Origin of the sequence: Micromonospora sp. NPDC049047 (genome assembly GCF_040649135.1) — a bacterium.
Classification (GTDB): Bacteria; Actinomycetota; Actinomycetes; order Mycobacteriales; family Micromonosporaceae; genus Micromonospora.
In genome coordinates this window covers 13,921-35,790 of sequence record NZ_JBEZEY010000024.1, presented here as the reverse complement: position 1 = coordinate 35,790, position 21,870 = coordinate 13,921, and the positions used below count along the sequence as shown (strand labels likewise).

Here is a 21,870-nt window from a genome sequence, read left to right as displayed (position 1 = left end):
CGTGCGATTCGGGGGAGCAGGTTGGGAGCAGCCGGGTGCCCTGGACGGCCGTGAAAATCGGCCAACGGCATCGGACTGCACTCGACCGCACCCACCGCTTCCGCAGATCCAGGTTTTCGCAGTTCGTCGAGCGGGTGCGCGGGTCCCCGGTGGCGATTCCTTTTCCGTGCGGGCAGAGTCGTAACCGGTGATGAATCCTGACGACCTGGCCCTCGACGAGCGGCGGTTCGCCGACCTCTTCGAGGCCCATCGGCGAGAGTTGCGCGCGCACTGCTATCGCATGGCCGGAGCACTCGGCGAAGCCGAGGATCTGCTGCAGGAGACCTTTCTTCGGGCCTGGCGCGCTCGTGATGGGTTCGAGGGGCGATCCACAGCGCGGGCCTGGCTGTTCCGGATCGCCACCAACGCCTGCCTGGACGCGCTCGCCGGCCGCGGACGCCGGGTCCTGCCGTCGGACATGGTGTCCGACGGGGTGCAATCCTCCTGGCTGGAACCATGCCCGGAGCATCTGCTCGACCCGGCCGACGAAGCAGTCGCGCGGGAGACGCTGGAGTTGGCCTTCCTCGCCACCATTCAGCACCTCTTGCCGCGGCAGCGGGCAGCATTGCTGCTGCGTGACGTGCTCGGCTGGCCGGCTGCGGAGGTCGCCGCCGCGCTGGAGATGACCGTACCGGCAGTCAAGAGTGCGTTGCAGCGCGCGCGAGCGACGCTGCGCGACCGGCTGCCTCGCCACCGCGAGCATTGGGCGCAGGGCGAGGCCACCGCCGACGAGCAGGCGGTGCTGCGCCGGTACGTCGAAGCTCACCGCCGAGGTGATCGGCAGGCACTCGCCGACGTGCTGGCCGAGGAGCTGCGGGTGGAGTTCCCGCCGCTGCCGCTCTGGGTCGAAGGCCGCCAGCCCTACCTCGACGGGATCCGCCGCCACGCCGATCCGGGCGACTATCGATGGATGCCGACCGCAGCCAACCACCAGCCAGCCGTCGCGGTGTATCTGCGTGCGCCCGGCGCACCGCGTTTCCGCCTACGCGCCGTGCAGGTGCTGAACGTGATGGGCGATCGGATCGCCGGGATCGTCGACTTCCACGACCCGAACGTGCTCGATTCCTTTTCGCCGGCTATCCCGTCAGACCTGACATGAGAAAAGTTGTTCTAGCGATGCAGCTGTCTCTCGACGGTTACGTAGCCCGTCCGGGCGGCGAGCTCGACTGGATGTGGCCGACCTTCACACCCGAAACGATGGCCGACATCATCGAGGCCATCAAGCTGACCTCGACGCAGGTAATGGGCCGGGTCACCTACGAGGCCCAGTCCGCACACTGGCCCGGCTCAACCGACGAGGTAGCGCCTCTGGTCAACGCGGCGGAGAAAATCGTGTTCTCCCGCACGCTGCGGGAGCCGCTCGGCTGGTCGGGCGCGCGACTGGCCACCACCGATCTGGCCACCACGATCGAGACGTTGAGGGCAACCGGCGACGGCGACATCGCCTTGGTCGGAGGCTCCGCACTGGCCCGGGCCGCGACCCGGGCCGGCCTCGTCGACGAATACCAACTCATCGTCCACCCAGTCGCTCTCGGCGAGGGGTTGCCGCTGTTCGATACGCCCGTCTCGCTGCACCTGCGGGACCAGCGCCGCTACTCCAGCGGCGCGATGCGCCTGACCTACTCCCGTTGAGCTGATCGTGATCCGGCCGCCGGGCGAGATGCACCCGGCGGCCGGAATCGTGAACACCATCCAACAGCCTCGGATGGTGACTCTTCTCCACTGGGATCGGTGATGGCGAAGGGCCGGGGTGCGGCCGACGACCAGGCCGGCTACGGCTTCGTCTTCTACGGCTATGGCGGATGCGACAACGGCGGCGCTCCGGGCTGCCGACCAGGACCGGACCAGTTCCGCACGGTCGTCCGGACCGGCGGGTCGAACAGCGTCGCAGGCGACCTGTGGCGGGCAAGCAGTCCGACCGCTCGCGGTGACGCCCGTTGCTAGGGTCATCGCCATGATGACGCCGCGACAGGAGGGCGCTTCCGTCGCGCGCTCACACGACTCGACGGCGACAGTCTGCGCTGTCGTCCGGAAGGGACCCGTCCGATGATCTCCGGGTCACGTGAGCCCTCAGGTCCCGACGTGGCTGCCCCTGTCCCTGACGTGGATGCCCACTCGCCGGACAGGTCCGTTCGCATCGCCGCAACGAGTCGGGGTGACATCGCGGGTCGAGGTAGACGGCATACGAACGAGTCGCTGGCCCGGCAGGTGCGGGCCGCGGCCAGGCTCGCGTTGGCGTCACTGCACCCGTGGGTACGCGACGGGGAGCCCTCCGTGTACGAGCAGCGGTCTGGTTGGTGAGCGGCCGAATGAGCAGGAGGATGCAGGCCGTTGTGGCTGGTGTTGTCGTCGTGGCCCTTGGGTTGCTCGGCGGGTGGCGGTGGGGGCCGTTCGGCGACGATGAGGTCGTTCCGTCGTGCAGTGAGTTGGCGGGGGCCTTGCCGAGTGTCGTCGAGGGGGTGTGGACCCTGACCCGTGCCGAGCCGACACGTGAGGTCAGTAAGTCACTGGTCAGCTGTGAGTTCGACTTCTCGTCGGCCGACCGGTCGTATACGGGCAGGATCGCCGTGAGTCTTACCGAGAGCGACGACGAGGCGTATCTACGCGAGACGGCGACGGAAGGTCCCTGTTACGGCGAGCCGGTGCCGTACCCGAGCGCTCCCAAATACCGGGTCGCGCGATCCTGCTCGCAAAAGATCAACGAGAAGATCTTCGCGGGCGTGTTCGTGGCATCCGAAAACCGGTACGCGCACGTATACGCGGACTTCAGCAGCCCAGGTTCTCCCGTCAAGCAGCTCGCCGAGTACGCGAACACCAGCGCTCAGCGCATCACTGACCGGGCGATGACGCTCAAGTCCACCGACTAGGAGTACGCCGTGGGCACGTTGGAGCGCCACTTCGAGGACGTGGTCCAGATCAAGCCGAAGACGTCTCCACCGATGGTTGGGTGACCGTCGTTCGGGTCGGTGGAGGGTTGCTGGCGAGCTTGCTGGAGTCCACCGCGCTTCCGTCATTCGAGACGCCGATCCCACGGGCAGCTCATGCCGATCAGCGGGCGCCCGTCGGCGTCTGCCACCATGGACCCGTGCGGCGATCTCCGGTCCAGCCACCGATCTCCGTCCTGGCGGACACCGGTGTGGCGCTCGTGGGCTTGTTCTCGGCGAAGGATAAGGAATTCGGCGCGAAGCTAGACGTGCTCGCGGCCTCCGTGGAGGCCCATGGCGGACGGGTAGTGGGCCGGCACGTTCAGCGACGGGGTGTCTCGCACGGCGGTGCGGCCAGAATGTCTGTGCCGTTCTCGCGGCGGACACTGCTTAGCCCGGGCAAAGCGCGGGAGATTGCGCAAGCGTGCCGTGCCGCAGAGGTCGGTGTTGTGGTGTTCGTAAACCCGCTCACGAAACACCAACGGGCTGTGCTCGGCGACATGTTCGGGTGCGTCGTGATCAGCGGCGAGGACCTCTTGACCTCCGGTCGTTGAGCGCCCGCACATGGCGCACTCCGCGTGCTACGCAGCGTCTCGCTGAGCTGGCACGGATGCCGTCCGGACGTGCCAATGAGTGGGCACCTAATCGTGGCGGCATTAGGCGTTGACGAGCCGACGTGCTGCCCGCCGGCTCGCGGTTCACGGTGCGGACCACGATCGACGGCAGCTGAGGACCTACGAGGGGATTGGTAGGTTCGCGCGGTGAGGAGCTACGAACTGCTGAACTACGTCGCGCGGCCGGACCGGCTCACCGATCCGCTGCAGGCGCTCGACGTCTTCGACTTCGTGGCCCGGGAGATCATGTGGCACGGCCTGTCAGGGCAGTCGGTGATGATCGGCCCGGAGGGCGGCGCCAAGGACCTGCGGGTCGACATCGACGTCGACGCGGGCCGGGCGGCGCTGACCTGGCTCGCCGATGAGACGATCGCCGTAGAGCTGGCCCCGGGCAACCCGCTGGAGGTGGTATGGAACGGCGACGCTCCGCTGCAGAGCATTCCCGCCAGCATGGCCCGGTCGGCGTGCTGACCGCCCGGCAGGTGGTCGCCGACTACATCGCCACTGGTGAGCGGCCCCGGCCCGTAAAGTGGATCGCGGCCCCGGCGGAGGCAGCGGCGCTGCCCCGCGGCATGTTCTACCGCGGGGGTGCCTGAGCCCTTCTCCGGCGCCGCATCACGAAGAACCCGCCGCGGACCACGGCCAGGCCGCCGCCGCTCACGGTGACGGCGACGAGCCGGTCCACGGCCCGCGCTCCGGGTCGGCGGGGCGGGTCACCCGCGTCGTCAGCAGCCCGGTCGAAATGCGGATCTCGTACGCCTGGCACGTCTGCCGCCACTGGGACATCACGGGTTATGAACGTTCGCCGAGCGTGCCAGTTTGCGCTGAACGGCCCGGAGAAGAAAGATCGTCTCTTCGTCTGACAGACCGGTCGTGGCCGACCAATCGCAACCGGATCCGAAAATGTCGCTGACGAAAACTACCTCAGTGGCTATCAGGACACGTCGCCAGTCACGACGGCTAAGCGGCTCTTCAGCGCGGACCGACGCGTGCAAAGGACCGGCCTGCGCATAGAAATCCTCGACCCCCTCGAAGCCCATGGCGACTGCCAACGCTTCAGTGCTGTGAGCAGGCCCGCCCCACTCCTTGAGCCCCCGGGCGAGTAGGTGGCGTTCAGCTGCGGTGAGGTCGACCATGACCAGGTCGCTGAGATCCCCGGCTGGCTGACCTGGTTGCGCGTCCGCTCCGTCCATGCGTCGATCGTGCCAGCCTTGCGCCGTGTGGCTGTACAGCCATCCGTGCAGTCAAGCCGGCCGACGGCGGTAGGGCGAAGGCGGCATCAGCCGACAAGAGGAGCAGGCCGGAGAACATGAGCGACGCGGGCCGACAGCAGTCTTGAACTTTGTCGGTCAGGGGTAGCCGTCGGGCTCGCGGCCTGCCCTGCGGGCGGATCTGGCCGAGCTTCCGCAGGGCCTTCCGGGTCGCCTTCGATGAGACCTGGCTGTAGATCTCCAGCTCACGGGCGCGGCTTTCGCCGGTGGACTGACTGACAGAAGGATGCGGTGACGAGAGGTGCGGCCCGCAGCCGGCGGGAGCTGCGTAGGGTGACTCGGTGAGCACTGATGAAGATCGCGAACGACTCGCCGAACAGCTCGTGGCGCTCCCGGTCCATGAACTCGTTGATGTCATGCGGCGGGTCTTGCCGCACTACACCGAGGACGAGAACGGCCTTCGATCGGTGCTGCTCCTGGCCACCACGACCACTGACGAGGACCCCCCACACGTGCGTGACCTTGCGCTCGTCGTATGGCCTGACCGGCAAGCGGTGAACGAATCGCTGAGAGCTGTATGCACTTCGGGCACCCAGTCGATGTTGGCGTAGGGCTCCGCAGCCTTGCCGGCTTCGTATGCCTCGGACCAGGTGCGGTCACGCTGGGGACCCCTACCAGCGAGGCCAATCAGCCCTTTACTGCCTCTGGGCGTTCGACCGTGTGGCGCACGCCCAAGTCGCATCCCCACGAATGGCCTACTACGATCCAGCTGTCGACACCGACCGCCTCACGGACGCCTTCAAGATCAGCAATTGCTTCTTCCATGCTGTGCGGGCCGCCCCCGAGCGGCCGACGCCGCGCGGCTCTGGGTACCAGGCGCGGTGGTCCAACGGCGAGATTTCACCCCGTTCCAGGTACTGCACACAGCCCGGGCCAGCGGTCAAGACGACGACGTCAGGCCCACGGCAGTTCACGCCAACGTGCATTGCAAACGCTCCGAGCTGGACCGTCCGCGACTCCATGTTCGAAAACGCTACCCAACGTCAGCCGTACGGATATGGGAGCAGTGCGGGTGAGGTGTCGCAGATCAGTTGGCGGACAGATTGCCGCGCATCAGCTGAGGAAGGAGCCACGCAAGCCCGAACAGTACCGAGCCCCGTTACCAGATCAAGGCGGCCGGCAGAGCGGGCCGCACCCGATGGGGCAGACCCGCGGCGAGCACTGACCCCGTCCGCCGAGAGGAGAAGAGCGGCCCATGTCTGTGCAGGAGCCACCAGAGGCAGTGACGGAGGAAGCGGTGGCGATGCTGCTCCACCTGGCGTTCATCGAGATCCGTTTCCAGGCATCGACCTTGACCGACGACCAGTCGCCAGAAGGACTGGCCAAGCGGTGTGGCCGGATAGGTGAAGTCGCTGATCTCTGCCACAACCTGCCCGGATACCTCGCGCCAGAACGGCGGGGCCGGGCTGCGGAAGGGCTGCGATACGCGTGGCGGATATCGTCAGGACGCAGACGCAGCTGGCTTCGGAGTCGCTTAGACCACCTCGGATACGACTATGGCTGGCTGGAAGCCCTCGATGTGGAGGAAGCCGCTACATAAAGCCGTTTGTCCCCCTGTCGATGGCGATGTGACTGCACCCAGTAAGATGTCAGGGCAACGAAATCTCTATCCGGATTCCGTCGCCAGCGGTTATCAGAACAGCTGTCGGCGGGCCGAACCTTTCCGCTTCTGGCACGACAATGAACTGGTCACCCCGGACCGCGAGCAGACGTAGGCCCGTGTAACGGTACTTGAATCCGTCGCTTGCGGGAAGCGTGGTCGACGTTATTCCGTGGCCGGTAAAGGATTGATCTTCCTTGGAATACACTGTCACGCTTCTCAGCTCCCCGGACAGAGTGACACGCAGCGCCTGCTCGAAGCCGAGATCTGAGGCGTACGAGCCGGTGGCGGCGGTCACGAACGCCACGACGAGCGCCGCAGATGCCCACACCCTGAGCCCGTAAGCCCTTCTCCGCCCCTGCGTGACCGGGATTCTATTTCGATCTTGGAGTTGCGCCGCGTAGTTGAAGAGCAGTACGCCTGCGGCAGCCGAGAGATACTCGGGCCATCCCGCGCCGCCAGACCAGTCGGTCAGGAAAACCGTCGGCAGCCACTCGAACAGGAACGGCAGGAACGACGCACCTGCAACAATTGCAGCTATCGAGGCTGCACCCCGCAATGGTAGGAACAGGCTGTGTCCGTGCTGCTCCAGCCTTGCGGTGATCGACCGGTGGAATGCTGCTGCCATTAGTGCCAGCCCTGCGAAAATGGCAACCGGCGTGACGAGCGACATGATGCTGTCGGCGGCGTTCTCTCTGCTCTGGAACTGCAGGCCGATCGCTCCGCTGACGCCGAAGAATCCGTAGTAGGCAGATGCGCGTACGTATGCGAACCAGTATAGGTACGCGACGAGCACGCCTACCGGTGCCAAGATGTTGGTTACCACGGTCAGCCACTGAGAAGGCGGATCTCCGTTCAGCGCCGACTCGGGCAATCTGCGATCGGCGACCGCGCGCCGCAACCGATCTGGCATCGGATCCTTCCCATATCGATGGATTTTGACCGCCTGCGGCGAGCATTGTACAAAACAGTCGACGTCCAACGGACTGTCTGTCCTGTTTGGACCTGAATGCAGAGGCAGCCCGTATGGCCGACTCAGCAGGGTTGACCAGAAGGTGCCGGAACACAACGCCGGCATCGATGCCCTGGCGACCGTGTGCAGGCGGTCCAGAAGACGTCAAGGGTGGCGGCGACCGATGAGCGCGAGCTCGGTGATCTTGGTTGCCATCGGGAAGTTCTCGTGAGGAGGACCCCCGCCATGGCCTTCGATGAGCCGGGACAGGTCCGCAATCAGCTCGGCTTGAAGCGCGGACGGGGTGGTCTCCCAGGCATGCTTGATCACATTGAAGTACGCCTCATAGGTGCAAGTACCTCCGACGGCCGCGTTGTCAAAGACCGGGAAAATCCGGGGAAGTAGGAAGTGGCAGAACTTCGACGGGATCACCGGAGACTCCGACTTCACCGGTTTGAGCCGCGCGACGACCGCAGTGAACGCCTGCACCTGAGCCCAGGTGACGCCGGTGATGTCCATGTCCTGCACCGGCGCGCACGCCTCATGCCAGGTGCGAGCCAGGTCGTCTCGGTTCTCGTTCAGCAAACGGGTCACGTCGGCTTGGGACAGAGGTCGCAGGGCCTTCCACGCAGTCAGCCGCCGCAGGAAGCCCGCCCACCAGTCGTCCCGAAAATCTCCGCCCGGGTTCTGAACGGCCAGGACCTTGTAGGTGCTGTTGTGAAAGTCATTCGGCCAACTCGTCTTCGTCTGCCACCACCGGACGCCGGCAGCGAACTGCTCCCTGTCGATCGACACGGGCGCAGCCTATGACCCGGCCACAAGTCTCGACACCAGAAGGACGCGACATCGGGGACTTCCCTCACCAAGGCCCGCCGCCAGCGACGCTCCACAGGCGACCTCAGCGCTCCGCACCGAATCACGGTCCTCCACAGAGAACCGCACCAACCGTAAGCAGCGCCTCCTGCGCTCAACAAGGCCGTGGATTGAGGGTGACCCGCTGGCAGCGGTGCCAGAGCGGCGCTACTCGCGGCCGACCCAGGTTGCGACGCATGCCTCGTTGCCCTCGGCGTCAGCCAGCACCCACCACATCGGCGCGTGCTCCTCGGATACGAGGTGGCCGCCCGCGGCCAACGCGGCGGCGATGCGGGCCTCGGCCTGATCGTGCGGGACGGCGATATCGAGGTGCATGCGGTTGCGTTGTGGACGCGCCGCTTCCATCGTCTGCAACCCGAAGCCTGGGCCGCGTCGTGCCGGGTCGGCCAGGTAGTTGTCGCCGATCTCGCGGTAACCGAGCAGCGCCCGCCAGAATGGCAGCACCCTCGCGCTGACGAGTACGTCGAGGGTGACGTTCACGAGCTGCACGGCGGTCGGGTCGGCGGGAATGTTCAGTGCCCTGGCGGCGGCCGAGATCTGCCGGGCCAGCCCGATGTCGCGCCGTGACAGGGACACTGTGACGGCTGCGTGGCGCAGGTCGACGTTGAGGTGCCGCTGCTCGCTCTCGCTGGCGAGCTGACCGATCTCATCGACGAGCGCGATGCCTTCGGCCAGCGATCCGGTACGGAAATAGGCCGAGACCAGGTGGTACAGGGACCGCCAGTCCTCGACACCGTCGGCCTCGTGGAACTGCCTGGCGCTGATCTGCGCAGTCATGCTGGCGAGGCTAACATCGGCGGCGCGGGCCGCCCCTTCGACAATAGGTCGACTGGCAACGGCGAACTGAGGTGAGGTGTCAAGGACCCTTTCCGCTGCTGCCCGGGCCGGCGAGACGGCAATCTGACCAGACGCCACATGACGGTCACCGGCAAGGAGGGCCGGGGCCGGCAGGTTCTCTCCAGGCACGCCGGGCGGTTCGCCGCAGGCACCGGCATCGGGGGTTTGGCCGTCCGTGACTGATCGGGTACGTTCCGGCGTGTGGCGTCCCGGAAACTGGCCTTCGTCGACGCGGTGCGACTACTCGGCGGCGACGCGGATGCGGTGGGCTGGCTCAGCCGGCTGGCCGGAGTCGCCGCAGCGGCGGTAACGGTCACGACCGTCGGTGCCGTGGACCTGTTCGCGGTGCGCGACGAGCTCGTCAAATGGGGCAACGCGGCTGTCGGCCGGATCCGGGAGCGGACGCACGGGCTGGGGCGCTTCGACCGGACACAACTGCTTGTCGCCGCGCACTCCGTCATTGTCGTGACGTCGTTCTACGAGGCGCTCGACGAGTTCCTGATCGAGATACCCGAGCTGGATCTGAGTCGAGCGGAGCTGACCGCGGACGAACAGGTCGCCTTGGCGACGAAGGGACCCGCGACGCAGCAGTACGCCGAAATGGTGGCCGCACTGGTCCACAGACCGCCACCGATGCCCGCACCGCACCTACCGTTCGAAGAAGCGCTGAAGGCGCTGGGGGAGCACTACCGAGCGGTGGCGGGTCGGCTGCACGCGTTCCTTGGCGGGCTCAGCGCGTTCGAGCGAAAGCCCCTCGACGATGCGGCCCGGCTGATGCGCCAGCGGTTGCCTGGCCTCGCGGTCGACCGGTACGCGGCGGCGTATCGCGCGCTCGCGCTCCAGGCACCGGAGTTCGGGGTGTGGTCGGGGATGGTCGACGGTCAGGCTACTCGCGCGGCACTTGCCGACGCGGTCGCCGGCCTGCGGTCGGAGCTGGGCGAGCTGCGCGACGCCGGGCACACAGCCGTCGACAGCGTCAGGGAGGGGCTCGGCGTACGGCATCGAGCGTGGCTGACGCGGTCCGTCCTCAGCTCGTCCGCCGCTCCGCCCCACGCCACGCTGCCGACCCTGAAGCAGTCCTACGTGAAGCCGTCGGGGCGCGTCGCTGTCGCTGGGCCGACCGACCTGCCCGTTGGCGAGGCGTGGTGGTGGGCCAGACCGCCGGTATCGGACGTCCACGATTTCCTGTTTGGTCATCTGACCGGGCAGGCGGCGGTAGAGCAGCCGGCGGTGGTGCTCGGTCAGCCCGGGTCGGGCAAGTCCGTGTTGACCCAGGTGCTCGCCGCCGAGCTGCCCGAGAGCGACTTTTTGACGATCCGGGTCGAGCTGCGCAAGGTCCACGCGGACTCGTCCGTCCAGCAACAGATCGAGCGGACCCTCTACGAGATGCTCGGCGAGGCCGTGACCTGGCCGGATCTGGTCCGCCGAGCCGGCCCGGCGCTGCCGGTGGTCATCATGGACGGGTTCGACGAACTGCTACAGGTCACCGGCGTCAACCGCGCCGACTACCTGGAACAGCTCCGGGAGTTCCAGCAGCGAGAGGCCGAGCTTCGACGCCCGGTCGCAGTCCTGGTGACGAGCCGGACTGTCGTTGCCGACCGCGCCCGCTTCCCGCCCGGCACTGTCGTCGTCCGGCTGGAGCCGTTCGACGACAGACAGGTCGCCACGTGGCTCGACGTGTGGAACGACGTCAATCAGGCGAACCTGCGACAGCGCGGCCTGCGCACCCTGCCGGTCGCGACCGTCGCGCAGTACGGCGAGCTGTCCAGGCAACCGCTGCTCCTGCTGCTGCTCGCCCTCTACGACCTGGGCGACAACGCGCTGCAGACCGCGGGCGGCGGCATCGGCCGAGTCGACCTCTACGAGCGACTGTTCGCCGACTTCGTCGCCCGGGAGGTCGACAAGCACGACGAGGGCCGCAGCGCCGAGCAGCGACAGCTGGAGATCGACGCGGAATGGCGACGGCTGTGCGCCGTCGCCATCGCCATGCTGAACCGGGGCGGCGACGTGATCTCCGAGACGGACCTGGAGAACGACATCGTGCACCTGCTCACGCCGAGCGATCTAGGGTGCGCGCCGTCCGACTCCATGCGCCGAGGGCTCACGGTAGGGCAGCTGCTCGTCGGCCGATTCTTCTTCATCCACCAATCCGAAGCGAGCCGGGGGACTGGCGCTTCGGAGCGTAGCTTCGAGTTCCTGCACGCCACGTTCGGCGAGTTCCTTGCGGCCCGCCAGCTCGTCAACGCGCTCACGGACCTGGTCGAGGACCGATCCCACAAGCGCCTCCGACCTGGAGCGGTGCTCGACGCCGGTTTCCTGTACGCCGTAACGTCGTTCATCACCGTCGCGCGTCGTGCGCCACTGTGGGAGTTCTCCCGTGGCTTCATCGACCGGCTCGACGCCGACCAGCGGCGACGGTGCCGGCAACTGGTGATCGAACTGCTGGCCGATGCCGGCTTCCTGCACCCGACCTGGTCGCTTGCCGGGTACGAGCCTCGCCGCAAGCCGGTGGCCGCCCGGCACGCCACGTATTCCGCGAATCTCGTCTGCTTCGCCGTCCTGCTGTCAGACGCGCCGATAGACGCGGCCGAGTTGGTGGGGGAGCCGGCCGTCGTACGGTGGCGGGCCCAGGCCCTGCTGTGGGAGAGCCAGCTCGATCCGGAGGACCGCCAGCGTCTGTGGCGGGTGCTGAGGGTGACCGGGTCTGCCGCATTGACCGTGTGGGGCCGACGATCCTATGACGATGCGGTGTCCCGTCACATGGTTCCGGACGTTGCGGGCCCTGCGCTCAGGTCGCACCCCGTGAAATAGCTCTTCGCACTGCACTGGGACCGATCCGACGTTGCATGCCAGTGCCTGGCGCCGCTTGGCTGTCCTGGTGGCCGCGTGGTTGGGCCGGCTCTACCGCCAGCGTGCTTCGACTGAGGCAGCTGGGGCTGGCGGGGAGTAATCGTGATTCGGGTTCGACGAACTGTTTGCCGGGCGGGCCGGGGCTTGCCTCAGGCGGAGCTGCCAAGAGCCGGGACGAGTTCTACGGCGGCATCGTGTTGTTCGTCGATGGTCAGGCTGTCTGTGCTGCCCGGAGGGTCTACTCCATTGGTGACGAAACCGTTCGAGGCGTCGGTCCGACGGCGGTCACCTGCTCGGCTACGTCAGGTTCGGCAGGGTCCGGGAGCCATCGTCACCGAGCAGCAGGCGGGCACCTCGGCGGACGACGCTCCAATCGGTCTTCGGGGAGCGGTCGAGGTTTCTGGTGAGCCAATGCCGCCGGTCTTCGTGTTCCCGCCGCAGATGGACGAGATCAAGGTCCACGCCGGGTAGCCCGCCGCGGCGTTCCAGCTCCTCGACCCGCTGCCCCATGGCGTCCATCAGCTCGCGGTTGAGGGTGTGCACGGCCTCAAGGTATGCGGTGGTCGGGACGCTAAGTCGGACTGAGGTGTCGGCGGTAAAACCGATCTTGCCGTCGTCCGCGTGCCGCCAATCCATTGTGATCTCGTCGCGATCGTTGCGGGCGGTACGCCAGAGCCGGAGCTGGGGAGGATGGCGCAGGTAACCGAAGTCGAGGTAGTGCTCGTCGTGCCAGATCGCGGCCGTGACGACTGGATGGTCGGGTACGTCCGCGTTGCCGTCGTCGGTCCGGTCCTCATCCGGTCCTTCCACGAACTCGAGCGGGTCACACGTCCACTGCGCGCGGGAGGCTCAGTGATCGCAGCGAACATTCGACGCTCGGGCGACGACGTGTCGACGCCCGAGCAGGTGCGCGAGGCAGCTTCCGGCGACTGGGTGTTGAGCAGCCGGACGCTCGACGTGTATGGCGACGTCCTGCTCGCTGTGCGCATCGGCCGCGTCCGTGGTGCGTTCGACATCCTGGGCTGGGAGACGGTCGACGACGGCCGGATCCGATTCGACCTGCGTGAGTCCGATGAGTATTCCTGGCTGGTGGGAGGGGAGAGCCCCGTGAAGTGGAAGCAGGGCCAGCAACCCGGTCGTGTATCTCGAAACCGGCGACGTTGGCGAGAAGCCGCCGAGCGGCGCCGTGGCCCAAGCGGTCCGGCCTCGCCGCGGCGTTCATCGCATCGTTGTCGAGACTCGCGGCCTGTCAGACAATCAGGCGGCCCAACTGCACCACACGCTGATCACCGTGGCGGGGATGACCGGCGCGCTGCACAACTACCGCGCCACTTCGTTGGTGCGGGAGATGGTGGCCGCGCGGGAGGCGCTGTCGTATGACTATCGGTCGGCGAGCAGCCCGAAGAAGATCGCCGACTGAGCAGGCAAGGGCCGGGCCAACGGCCATGACGTCACGATCGTTGGCCCAGCCCGGAAGCCCGGAAGCCCGGAAGCCCGGAAGCCCGGAAGCCCGAGCAGCCGGCGGCCGCCCGGGCTCCCGGATCATGACGCGTTCGTCACGGGTACATCTGCGCGACGGTGAAATTCATCGATTGGGCATAGAGGCTGACACCGGTCGGACTGTTGGGGTGGAAGGACTGCTGCGACGTCGGGCCGTCCGGGATGTCACCCGGCGACTTGTCGGTCACGATCCCGTGGATGCCCACCGGCGAGCCGCATACCGACTTGCCCGCGAACTCGTCGATCGGGTCGGAGTAGTACGCGATCGTCCCGCCGTGCGCGGTGTTGAAGTCGCGGACGACGTCCAACTGCTCGTCGCGCAGCAGCACGCTCATCTCGGACAACCACACCCGCTCCTCGTCGCTGAGGAGGAGCTTGATGGGGCAGAGCGGGTCGCCGCCGATCTCGACGATCTTCGGGTACCCCATGAGCATGATCTTGGCGTTTGGCGCCTTCTTGTGGATCTCCTCCAGCACCTTCGTGTTCGACCGGGGGACCGTGTCGGTGATGCGGCGCCGGGTCGACACGTCCACGGTGTCCGTCTCGCCCGACAGATTCGCCTTGAAGCAGTCCAACGGACCGGCCATGACGAGGCATTCCTTGACCACCGGGCCGAACTTCGCGTCGTTGCCGCCGATCGAGATCGTGACGAGCGTCGTGTTCTCGTCCAGGTAGCCCTTGTCGAGCTGGGACACCTCCAGGTACTGGCCCTTGCCCCGTTCGTTGTCGGCGTTGCGGGGCTCGTTGCTGACGGTACGCAGCGGCAGGATGTTCTCCGTCTCCGCGCCCGAACAGGCGATCAGGTGGTAGTCCATGTTGACGTCGTGCTGCTGGCTCGTGATGTCCGCCCGCGACCCGATCGGCGTGGACGACCCGGGCAGCACCGCCGTGCGCGACCACGCGTTCTTGGAGCGGTGGCAGCCGTTACGGAAGGCGTTGTCCCTGTTGTTGTCCGTCTCGCGGTAGTAGTCCGAGCCGTTCACCGGCGAGGCGCCCTCGCCTGACGAGAACGAGTCGCCGAGCGCCACCACCTGGTGCTGCGGCTTGCCCGGCAGCGGGATGAACGCCGCCGCGTCGAAGGCCACGTTCTCCTGCGGCCGGCCCAGGGCCAGGTCGCCCTGCCCGCTGCTCGGTACGTCGTCGCGCAGTTGTGCCAGCTCCTCCGGCGTCAGGTCCGACACCATGTTGGTCAGCTCCACCTTCGGGACGTTGTTGAACTCGAACACGCCGAGCGCCACCCAGCGGTTCGCGTACCCGCGCTGCTGCACCATGCGGGTCTTGACCACGCCGTTCTTCGTCGTGATCTTGTATGCGGCCTGCTGCGTGGTACCGAGATGGTCGGGTATGTGGACCATGACCCGCATCCAGCCGTTCACCGTCCGGTCCAGCGTCCACGTCCCACTGACGTAGAGGTTGCTGCCCGGCGGGCGGGTGTGCGTGAACCAGTAGTGCGCGCCGTACCCGCCGCCGACCTGGTGCAGGTCGATCTTGCCCGGGTACTGGAGTGTGCCGTTCTGCGTCTCGCCGGCGAACCCGTGCGTGAACGTGCCGCTGTTCGTTCGTCGGGTGCAGAGCCAGCCGGCCTCGTCACGACGTGGGCTGACGACGTCGTTGATCACGTCGTCGACCACCAACGCGTTCGCCGGCAGGTTGGTGCCGCACGCCGGGTAGTAGCTCACCCCGGCGGCCGGATACGCCCAGCCAGGGTCGTACCTGATGGCTTCGTTACCGCAGTCCAGACAGCCGGGTTTCCAGTCCGCGGACTGGTTGTACCAGCACTTGAGGTCCCGTTCGCCGATGACGTTCACGTGGTGGCACGGGCCGGCCGGCTCGTCGATCACATCAGGCGCCGTCGGCGGGAGGTTGTTGCCGTAGTAGCAGTCGTTGGACTGGTCGCAGAACGTCTGGAGGTGCGGCTTCACCCGCGCGCGCCCGTCGGGCGTGCTCCACCACGCGTACCGGTAGCCGTCGGTGTAGGTGTCCGGCTTCTCGATCGCGTTGAGTGGGTGTCCGGCCCAACCCATGATCTTCTCCGGGTACGGCCAGTGGCTCGGGTGCCGCGCGTCGTCGTAGGTGTACTCCAGGAACGCCTTGCGGTTGGCCGGGTACCTCGGGTTGGCCGGGTTGTTCGCCCAGCCGACGCCCCACGGCCCGTCCGTGCTGCCCTCCGGCTCGTAGAAGCCGGTGTTGTAGGCCCACACCGCGAAGAACCAGCTCTCGATGTACTGCGGGTCGCCGCCGTTGACCTTCATGTTGTACGCGTCGACCTGGTTCCACTTGTCCTGCAGGATCCGCAGCGACTGGGAGATGTTCGCGGCGAAGTCCACCGAGATGGCCAACTGCTGGTTGTACGGCAGCGGGACCTCGTTCGGCTTCTGGAACCCGGGCTTGCGCATACCGTCGGTGACCTGCCCGACGCCGTAGCCGCAGTCGGACTTGTCCCAGCGGATCGTCCAGTCGTCGCTCGTGTCGGCGTCGTAGATGTCCAGCCCGTAGTAGTTGCCGATGAGCGGATTGCCGAACTCGCCGGGCAGGACGTGCGGCGAGGCCTGCCACAGGTTCGACTCCTGGGCGAGGATGCCGAGCATGATCTGCGCGGGCACGTGGCCACCGCCGTTGAGCGGCCGCATCGGGAACCAGTCTGCGACGCTGTAACCGGGCAGGCCGGACTGGTTGAAGTTGTTGCCCCGGTTGAGGATCAGCGAGTCCTGTACCGCCATGTCGACGACCCACTCGATCTCCCGGGCGCGTGGCTGGTACACCTGCACCCGCACGTCGTTGCGGGGAATCGCGCACCAGGCGGCCGTGTCGACCGGGTCGTGCAGCGGTGTCGCCAGCGTCGTGGCGCCCGGTGCCGGCCGGGCCCGCCCCGGCGTCTTCGGGTTCGCCTGGGCGCCGGCGTCACCCGACGTCGGCGTGGTCGGCGCGACCGCGAAGTCCACGCTGCGACCGGTCGCCGGCACCTTCGCCTTCATGGTGAGCGACCGCCCGCGACGGTCGTCCGCGGCCTGCGCCGCCCGCGGGTCGGTCGTCCACTTGATGTCGTCAAGCAGCAGGTCACCCTCGCTGGACATCTCCGCCTGCGGGGCCGCGTCGAGCTTCGCGACACCCGTGGGCAGCTTGTGCACCTTGGTGGGGGTGCCGGTGATGCCGACCCGACCGCCCGCGCCCTTGACCACGTTCATGTCGGTCGTGCCGCCCTCGGCCAGCGTGGCCGTCGCGCCGGACTTCACAACGGTCCGCTTGACCCGGCCGGCCTTGCTGTCGGCATCCATGTACACGACGGCGTCGCCGTTGGCCGCCAGCCGGAACGGTACGCCGGTGGTCCTCGCGACGGCCGACCGGCGGCCCTTGCCGTCGACCTTGACCAGCGCGCCGTTGTCGGCGGCGATGATCTCGTCCTGGACCGGTAGCGCCGAGGTGAGCTGGCCCGCCACCTGGATCGGGGCGGCCACGGTGCCGGTCGCGGCGTCGAGCTGCGTCAGACGGGTCTTGCCCGAGCCGGTGTCGCCGCCGGTGAACGTGCTCAGCACGACCTTCTCGCCGGTACCGCAGCCGGGGCTGAAATACGCGAGGGACGCGTGTGCGGCCACCTTCCGGACGGACTGGTCCTTGAGGTCCACGACCGCCACGAAGGCACCGCGGTCGAACAGGTCGGGTTTGTTGGTATAGGCGCGCGGCGCGTACGTGACGACCAGCCGCCGGCCCGACTCGGTGAGGCAGCCGTTGCCGATCCACTGGTCGGTCTCCAGCCCCGGCTCGCTCAGCGTGGCCGCGGTCGTCCAGCTGTAACCGGAGGTCGCCGACGCCACGAGCACGTGCAGGCCGGTCATGTCGCCGGAGAGGGTCCAGGCCCGGTCCTGCGACGTCCGCCAGCCCCGCTTGAGGACGGAGTCCCGCTGACCGGGCGGCACCGTGGTGGACGCCACCTCCTTCGGGGGCGGGTCCGGCGACGCGGCGGCCGGCGCGGGGAGCGCCACGAGACCGCTGGCGACGATCGAGGTGGTGGCGAGCGCGACGGTGGCGCGAAGGGCGGCGCCGGGACTGAGACCGCGCGGCAGCGCGGGGCGGTGCGGCGATGCTGACACTGCGGTTCCTCCACTGTGGCTTGGGGTCGATGCAGTGTCGGAACCGCGCTCACCGTCGGCGCATCACGATGCCATCGTGGGCGTATCGCGCCCCACCACACGGGCACAAACACATGGACCTGGAATTCGGCGTACGCGGCCCGCTCCGCAGCACCACAGGCACCGGACCGATCGAGGTCACGGGCCTGCGCACCCGGCCGATCATCGCGATGCTGCTCGTCAGCCGCCGCCGGACGGTAACGACCACGGACCTGATCGACGCCGACGTCGATGGCGGCAGGACAGCGCGCGGATGACCTGACGATGCGGCAGCGGTGCGGCGACGCCGAAGGATCACTCCCACGACATCCGGTACGACTGAGGAGAACAGCATGAACGTAGGAGAGGTCCGGAAGCATCGACTGGTGCGGGCGCTGATCGCCCTGGTGGCGTTCCTGGGACTCGGCGTGGTCACCGCGGCGGTACCGGCGTCGCCGGCGCTGGCCGCGTGTTCGGGCGCCGGCTGTTACAACGTCAATCCCGACGGCCAGTGCAGCGGCACCCGGTACGGATGGACCGGCGGCGGCTACGACAGCGGACTCGGCATCGTCGTCGTGAAGTCGCCCGGCTGCAAAGCGGCCTGGGCCCGCCTACAGAACGACCAGTACCTCCGCTACAACGGTGGGACGTTCACCGTGCGCATCGAGCGGCGGGTGTGGTCGTCCTACGGCTACTGGTACACGGGCAGCCTCAGCAAGCAGTTCCCCTCCACCCACGGCGGGGTGTGGACAAACATGCTCGAGGATCTCGACTCCTGGGACGAGCACCAGGCCTGCTTCAACTTCCTGGGCGGCGCTTGGACCTGCACCCCCTGGATCAGCTGAGCAGCAGGCGGAGGTCAGGGTCCCCCGGTGACGCGGGGGCCCTGAGATCCGTCATCCTGCCAGCCGGGTGTCGACCCGGGGGATCTGCGGCCGCGAGGTCATGTCGAGCGCCACCGGAAAGCTGGCCGCCAGGTGCGTTGTCCATAGACGTTCGACGCTCGGTCGGTGCTGGTTTGCCTTGTTAGCATGCGGCTGTGGAGCTGCGCCTGCTTGGCCCAGTCGAGGCTGTCATCGACGGACGGGTAGTGCCCGTGCGCCGCCGTCAGGAGCGACGACTGCTCGCCATCCTCGCGATGCGACCGGGCCAGTTCCACTCCGCGGAGCGACTCATCGACCTGCTCTGGGAAGATCGGCCTCCGGCCCAGGCCCGAGGGGGCCTACAGGCCATGATCTCGCACCTGCGGTCCACGCTGGAGCTGGGCCGGTCGGTGGAGCCCGCGTTGCTCGCCCGACCCAACAGCTACGCACTGGAGATCCGGGCGGAGCGGGTCGACGTGCACCGGTTCACCGCCCTGGTGGCCGAGAGCAGGGGCGTCACCGACGCCGGTCAGCGCATCGCGATGCTCAGCACCGCGCTCGGCCTGTGGCGGGGCGCCGCCCTGGCCGACGTCTTCGACGACGCCCAGCGGAGCCGGCTCTTCCCGGAGCTCGACGAGGCGCGACTGACCGCGCGGGAAGAGCTGCTGGACGCGCGCCTCGACGCCGGCCAGCACCGGGAGATGTTGGCACCGCTGCACGAGCTGATCAGTGAGGCGCCGACCCGCGAGCGCCCGGTCGAGCTGCTGATGCTGGCCCTGAGCGGGATGGGTCGTCGCACCGAGGCCACCGCGGCCTACGCCACCCTCACCGATCGGCTCGCCACCGACCTCGGTGTCGCTCCCGGTAAGCAGATCCAGGCGACCTACCGGACGCTGTCGCGCGCCACCGCACCCCCGGACACCGCGCCGACATCTCCCGGCGGGCCGGCGCAGCTACCACGGCCGCCGGGGCACTTCGTCGGCCGCGACGCCGAGTCGCGTCAGCTCGACCGCCTGCTCGCCGACGCGGCAGGGCCGCAGGTCCTGATCCTCTCCGCGGTCGTCGGCACGGCGGGTGTGGGAAAGACGGCGACCGCCGTCCGGTGGGCGCACAGCGTCCGGGACCGCTTCCCGGATGGGCAGCTCTTCCTCAACCTGCGTGGTTACTCTGCCGGCCGGCCCATGCGCTCGGCGGAGGCGCTCGGCGCGCTGCTGCGGGGTCTGGGCGTGCCGGCGGCCCACATTCCGGCCGATCCGGAGGAGGCAGCGGCCCGCTACCGCAGCGTCGTCGCCGATCGCCGGCTGCTGATCGTGCTGGACAACGCCCTCGACGCCGAGCAGGTGCGGCCGTTGCTGCCCGGGTCCGCGGACAGCCTGGTGGTGGTCACCAGCCGGGACCGCCTGACCGGGCTCGTGGCCCAACAGGACGCCCGCCGCCTGACCATCGGACTGCTCCCGGAACCGGACGCGATCGAGTTGCTCACCATTCTGCTCGGCGCCGACCCGCGAGCCGCCGAACGCGACGCGATCCGGGACCTCGCCCAGGTCTGCGGTCGGCTCCCGCTGGCCCTGCGGATCGCGGCGGCGCTGCTGCACGACGAGCCTGACCTCGCGGTGTCGGCGTACGTGCGACAGTTGCGGCAGCGGAGCATCGCCGCCCTGGCGATCGACGACGACCCGAGCGTCGCCGTGCAGACGGCGTTCGACCTCTCCTACACCCGGCTTCCCGGCGAGGCCCAGCGGATGTTCCGCCTTCTCGGCACCGTTCCGGGGCTCAGGCTGTCGGTCGACGCGGTCGCGCACCTCGCGCAGACCACCCAGGACGCGGCCCGTCGGACGCTGGCCCGACTCTTCTCGGCGCACCTGCTGGAGTTCGACGACGATCGCGTCGCGCTGCACGACCTGCTGGGGCGCTACGCGGGCCAGCACAGTGCGCGGCAGGCCGGCCGGCCGGAGGCGCAGACCGTCCTCGCCCGCCTGTTCGCGTGGTACCTGGTCCGCGCGCAGGCTGCCGGTGACCTGTTGGCGCCGGGGCGGGTCCGCCTGGAGCTGCCGGCGGGCCTGGCCACCGGTGACGCCGGCTTCCCGGACCGTGACGCGGCACTGGCCTGGCTCGAGGCCGAGGAATCGAACATGGTGGCACTGATCAGGGCGGGCGCCGACGGCACCTCGAGGGCCGCTGCCGCCCTGCTCGCCGACCAGCTACGAACGTACTTCTGGGTGACCCGCAATTCACTGAACTGGCTGCTCGTGGCGCAGGCGGCGCTGCACGCGTCGGGTGGGGACGGCGACCCGGCCCTGCGGGCGTCGGCACACATGAGTCTGGGCAACGTTTACCACCTCACGGGCAACCAGCTGGTCGCGATCGCCCACCAACGACGGTCGGGTCACCTGTTCCGCAGCGCCGGCCACACGCAGGGCCAGGCCGCCGCGGCCGGCTCGCTCGGCGCGGTCTTCGGCGACCTCGGGCAACTGGCGACGGCAGCGGCCTGCTTCGAGCACGCGTTGCGGCTCAACGAGCGGATCCGCCACCGTTACGGCATCGCGGTGATGTCGAGCAACCTCGGGACGATCTACGGCATGGCGGGTCGACTGCGGCTGGCGGTCGAGCGACTCACCGCCGCCATCGACATCCACCGGGAGGACGGCGGACGACCCAACGAGGCAGTCGTCCTCACCAACCTCGGCCTCGTGCGAATCGTCCGGGGTGAGTACCCGGCCGCCCTGGACGATCTTCACGCAGCGGTGCGGACGGCCCACGAGGTCGACATGGCGTCGATCGAGGCGAACGCGTTGGCGGGGATCGGCCAGATCCACACGCTACGCGGCGACGTACCGGAGGCGAGATCGGCGCTTGCCGCCGCGCAGCGTCTCGCCGACCGTACCGACGACTGGCACTGCAAGGCGTCGATCGACATCGCCGAGGGGTGCCTGCTCCGGCTGACCGGCGACCCCACCCGCGCGGCGGCCCGGTACACCCGGGCCGCCGAGTGGGCCAGGTCGGCGCGGACGTTGGCGACGGAGGCCGAGGCCCTGGTCGGCCTCGCCGCATCCGTCGCGGAGCGGACGCCGCTGTTGGCCAGCTCATCCCTGGAGCGGGCGGTCACGTTGGCCCGACAGTCCGGCGCCGCGGTGATCGAGATCGACGCGCTGGCGGCGTTGGGCGAGGTTGCCCGGAGGCGTGGCGACCCCGTCCAGGCGGCCCGGCTCGCCGGCGATGCGGCACATCGCGCGGAGGCGATCGGGGCACCCCTGGTACGCGCCCGCGCGCTGATCACCCTGGGCCACCTGGAGGACTCCTCGGGGGCCTGGCAGCAGGCGCTGGGCATCCTGGATCCGCTCGGCACTCCCGAGGCGGACATCGTCCGGGCCCTGCTGGAGCGGCACGACGGCCGTCCGGTCGGCGTGCCGGCCGGATAGCCGACCTTCCCGCCGGGGCGGG

General features: G+C 68.4%; 18 protein-coding genes. 12 read left to right on the top strand and 6 right to left on the bottom strand.

What is annotated here, in order from left to right:
* Nucleotides 1–190: 190 nt before the first annotated feature.
* The 5 genes from AB0B86_RS27960 (at nucleotide 191) to AB0B86_RS27940 (ending at nucleotide 4,048) form a co-directional block, all read left to right on the top strand.
* On the top strand, nucleotides 191–1,138 hold the full coding sequence (locus AB0B86_RS27960) for an RNA polymerase subunit sigma-70 (protein ID WP_357409988.1): 948 nt from the start codon (nucleotides 191–193) through the stop codon (nucleotides 1,136–1,138).
* Nucleotides 1,135–1,671: a dihydrofolate reductase family protein gene (locus AB0B86_RS27955; protein ID WP_357409884.1), complete on the top strand. Its 537-nt coding sequence runs from the start codon at nucleotides 1,135–1,137 to the stop codon at nucleotides 1,669–1,671. Before AB0B86_RS27960 ends, AB0B86_RS27955 begins: the two co-directional genes overlap by 4 nt.
* 689 nt (nucleotides 1,672–2,360) lie before the next feature.
* The gene (locus AB0B86_RS27950) at nucleotides 2,361–2,906 is read left to right on the top strand and encodes a hypothetical protein (protein ID WP_357409882.1); all 546 of its coding nucleotides are present in this window, start codon (nucleotides 2,361–2,363) and stop codon (nucleotides 2,904–2,906) included.
* A 416-nt stretch (nucleotides 2,907–3,322) separates the two neighbouring features.
* Nucleotides 3,323–3,517 carry a hypothetical protein gene (locus AB0B86_RS27945; RefSeq protein WP_357420145.1) on the top strand — a complete coding sequence of 65 codons (195 nt, stop codon included), beginning with the start codon at nucleotides 3,323–3,325 and terminating at the stop codon, nucleotides 3,515–3,517.
* Nucleotides 3,518–3,724: 207 nt separating this feature from the next.
* The gene (locus AB0B86_RS27940) at nucleotides 3,725–4,048 is read left to right on the top strand and encodes a hypothetical protein (protein ID WP_357420128.1); all 324 of its coding nucleotides are present in this window, start codon (nucleotides 3,725–3,727) and stop codon (nucleotides 4,046–4,048) included.
* A 314-nt stretch (nucleotides 4,049–4,362) separates the two neighbouring features.
* Here AB0B86_RS27940 and AB0B86_RS27935 read toward each other — a convergent pair whose 3' ends face one another.
* Entirely contained in the window at nucleotides 4,363–4,770 is a 408-nt protein-coding gene (locus AB0B86_RS27935; RefSeq protein WP_357420127.1) for a hypothetical protein, read from the bottom strand.
* Between the two features lie 359 nt (nucleotides 4,771–5,129).
* Here AB0B86_RS27935 and AB0B86_RS27930 point away from each other — a divergent pair, with 359 nt between their 5' ends.
* Nucleotides 5,130–5,399, top strand: a complete 270-nt coding sequence (locus tag AB0B86_RS27930) for a hypothetical protein (protein WP_357409874.1) — start codon at nucleotides 5,130–5,132, stop codon at nucleotides 5,397–5,399.
* 644 nt (nucleotides 5,400–6,043) lie between these two features.
* On the top strand, nucleotides 6,044–6,388 hold the full coding sequence (locus tag AB0B86_RS27925; RefSeq protein WP_357420126.1) for a hypothetical protein: 345 nt from the start codon (nucleotides 6,044–6,046) through the stop codon (nucleotides 6,386–6,388).
* A 49-nt stretch (nucleotides 6,389–6,437) separates the two neighbouring features.
* On the opposite strand, the gene AB0B86_RS27920 is transcribed toward AB0B86_RS27925, so the two are convergent.
* The 3 genes from AB0B86_RS27920 to AB0B86_RS27910 form a co-directional block, all read right to left on the bottom strand.
* A complete protein-coding gene (locus tag AB0B86_RS27920; RefSeq protein ID WP_357420125.1) occupies nucleotides 6,438–7,361 on the bottom strand; it encodes a hypothetical protein in 924 nt (307 codons plus the stop codon).
* A 204-nt stretch (nucleotides 7,362–7,565) separates the two neighbouring features.
* Nucleotides 7,566–8,195 (bottom strand): hypothetical protein, encoded by a 630-nt coding sequence (locus AB0B86_RS27915; protein ID WP_357420124.1) that lies wholly within the window; start codon nucleotides 8,193–8,195, stop codon nucleotides 7,566–7,568.
* 225 nt (nucleotides 8,196–8,420) lie between these two features.
* Entirely contained in the window at nucleotides 8,421–9,050 is a 630-nt protein-coding gene (locus tag AB0B86_RS27910) for a VOC family protein (protein WP_357409865.1), read from the bottom strand.
* Between the two features lie 261 nt (nucleotides 9,051–9,311).
* Here AB0B86_RS27910 and AB0B86_RS27905 point away from each other — a divergent pair, with 261 nt between their 5' ends.
* Entirely contained in the window at nucleotides 9,312–11,921 is a 2,610-nt protein-coding gene (locus AB0B86_RS27905) for an NACHT domain-containing protein (RefSeq protein ID WP_357409863.1), read from the top strand.
* Nucleotides 11,922–12,257: 336 nt separating this feature from the next.
* Here AB0B86_RS27905 and AB0B86_RS27900 read toward each other — a convergent pair whose 3' ends face one another.
* Nucleotides 12,258–12,770 (bottom strand): DUF5984 family protein, encoded by a 513-nt coding sequence (locus AB0B86_RS27900; protein ID WP_357420123.1) that lies wholly within the window; start codon nucleotides 12,768–12,770, stop codon nucleotides 12,258–12,260.
* 328 nt (nucleotides 12,771–13,098) lie between these two features.
* Between AB0B86_RS27900 and AB0B86_RS27895 the strand changes: the two genes are divergently transcribed.
* Nucleotides 13,099–13,380, top strand: coding sequence for a hypothetical protein (locus tag AB0B86_RS27895; RefSeq protein WP_357409859.1), 282 nt, complete (start codon nucleotides 13,099–13,101; stop codon nucleotides 13,378–13,380).
* A 136-nt stretch (nucleotides 13,381–13,516) separates the two neighbouring features.
* Here the strand turns inward: AB0B86_RS27895 and AB0B86_RS27890 are convergent, their stop codons facing one another.
* Nucleotides 13,517–17,548 carry a hypothetical protein gene (locus AB0B86_RS27890; RefSeq protein WP_357420122.1) on the bottom strand — a complete coding sequence of 1,344 codons (4,032 nt, stop codon included), beginning with the start codon at nucleotides 17,546–17,548 and terminating at the stop codon, nucleotides 13,517–13,519.
* A gap of 113 nt (nucleotides 17,549–17,661) precedes the next feature.
* On the opposite strand from AB0B86_RS27890, the gene AB0B86_RS27885 reads away from it, so the two are divergent.
* The 3 genes from AB0B86_RS27885 to AB0B86_RS27875 all read left to right on the top strand — a co-directional run bounded on the left by AB0B86_RS27885 (nucleotide 17,662) and on the right by AB0B86_RS27875 (nucleotide 21,848).
* The gene (locus AB0B86_RS27885; protein ID WP_357420121.1) at nucleotides 17,662–17,844 is read left to right on the top strand and encodes a hypothetical protein; all 183 of its coding nucleotides are present in this window, start codon (nucleotides 17,662–17,664) and stop codon (nucleotides 17,842–17,844) included.
* A 75-nt stretch (nucleotides 17,845–17,919) separates the two neighbouring features.
* Nucleotides 17,920–18,411 carry a hypothetical protein gene (locus tag AB0B86_RS27880; RefSeq protein WP_357420120.1) on the top strand — a complete coding sequence of 164 codons (492 nt, stop codon included), beginning with the start codon at nucleotides 17,920–17,922 and terminating at the stop codon, nucleotides 18,409–18,411.
* A 194-nt stretch (nucleotides 18,412–18,605) separates the two neighbouring features.
* Nucleotides 18,606–21,848, top strand: a complete 3,243-nt coding sequence (locus AB0B86_RS27875) for a BTAD domain-containing putative transcriptional regulator (RefSeq protein ID WP_357420119.1) — start codon at nucleotides 18,606–18,608, stop codon at nucleotides 21,846–21,848.
* The last annotated feature ends 22 nt before the right edge of the window (nucleotides 21,849–21,870 follow it).

Bases quoted from the DNA above. Each gene is read 5' to 3' on its own strand.
- AB0B86_RS27955 (WP_357409884.1), top strand. From the start codon at position 1,135: ATGAGAAAAGTTGTTCTAGCGATGCAGCTGTCTCTCGACGGTTACGTA.
- AB0B86_RS27945 (WP_357420145.1), top strand. From the start codon at position 3,323: ATGTCTGTGCCGTTCTCGCGGCGGACACTGCTTAGCCCGGGCAAAGCG.
- AB0B86_RS27920 (WP_357420125.1), bottom strand. From the start codon at position 7,361: ATGCCAGATCGGTTGCGGCGCGCGGTCGCCGATCGCAGATTGCCCGAG.
- AB0B86_RS27880 (WP_357420120.1), top strand. From the start codon at position 17,920: ATGAACGTAGGAGAGGTCCGGAAGCATCGACTGGTGCGGGCGCTGATC.
- AB0B86_RS27960 (WP_357409988.1), top strand. From the start codon at position 191: ATGAATCCTGACGACCTGGCCCTCGACGAGCGGCGGTTCGCCGACCTC.
- AB0B86_RS27925 (WP_357420126.1), top strand. From the start codon at position 6,044: ATGTCTGTGCAGGAGCCACCAGAGGCAGTGACGGAGGAAGCGGTGGCG.
- AB0B86_RS27910 (WP_357409865.1), bottom strand. From the start codon at position 9,050: ATGACTGCGCAGATCAGCGCCAGGCAGTTCCACGAGGCCGACGGTGTC.
- AB0B86_RS27935 (WP_357420127.1), bottom strand. From the start codon at position 4,770: ATGGACGGAGCGGACGCGCAACCAGGTCAGCCAGCCGGGGATCTCAGC.
- AB0B86_RS27950 (WP_357409882.1), top strand. From the start codon at position 2,361: ATGCAGGCCGTTGTGGCTGGTGTTGTCGTCGTGGCCCTTGGGTTGCTC.
- AB0B86_RS27885 (WP_357420121.1), top strand. From the start codon at position 17,662: ATGGACCTGGAATTCGGCGTACGCGGCCCGCTCCGCAGCACCACAGGC.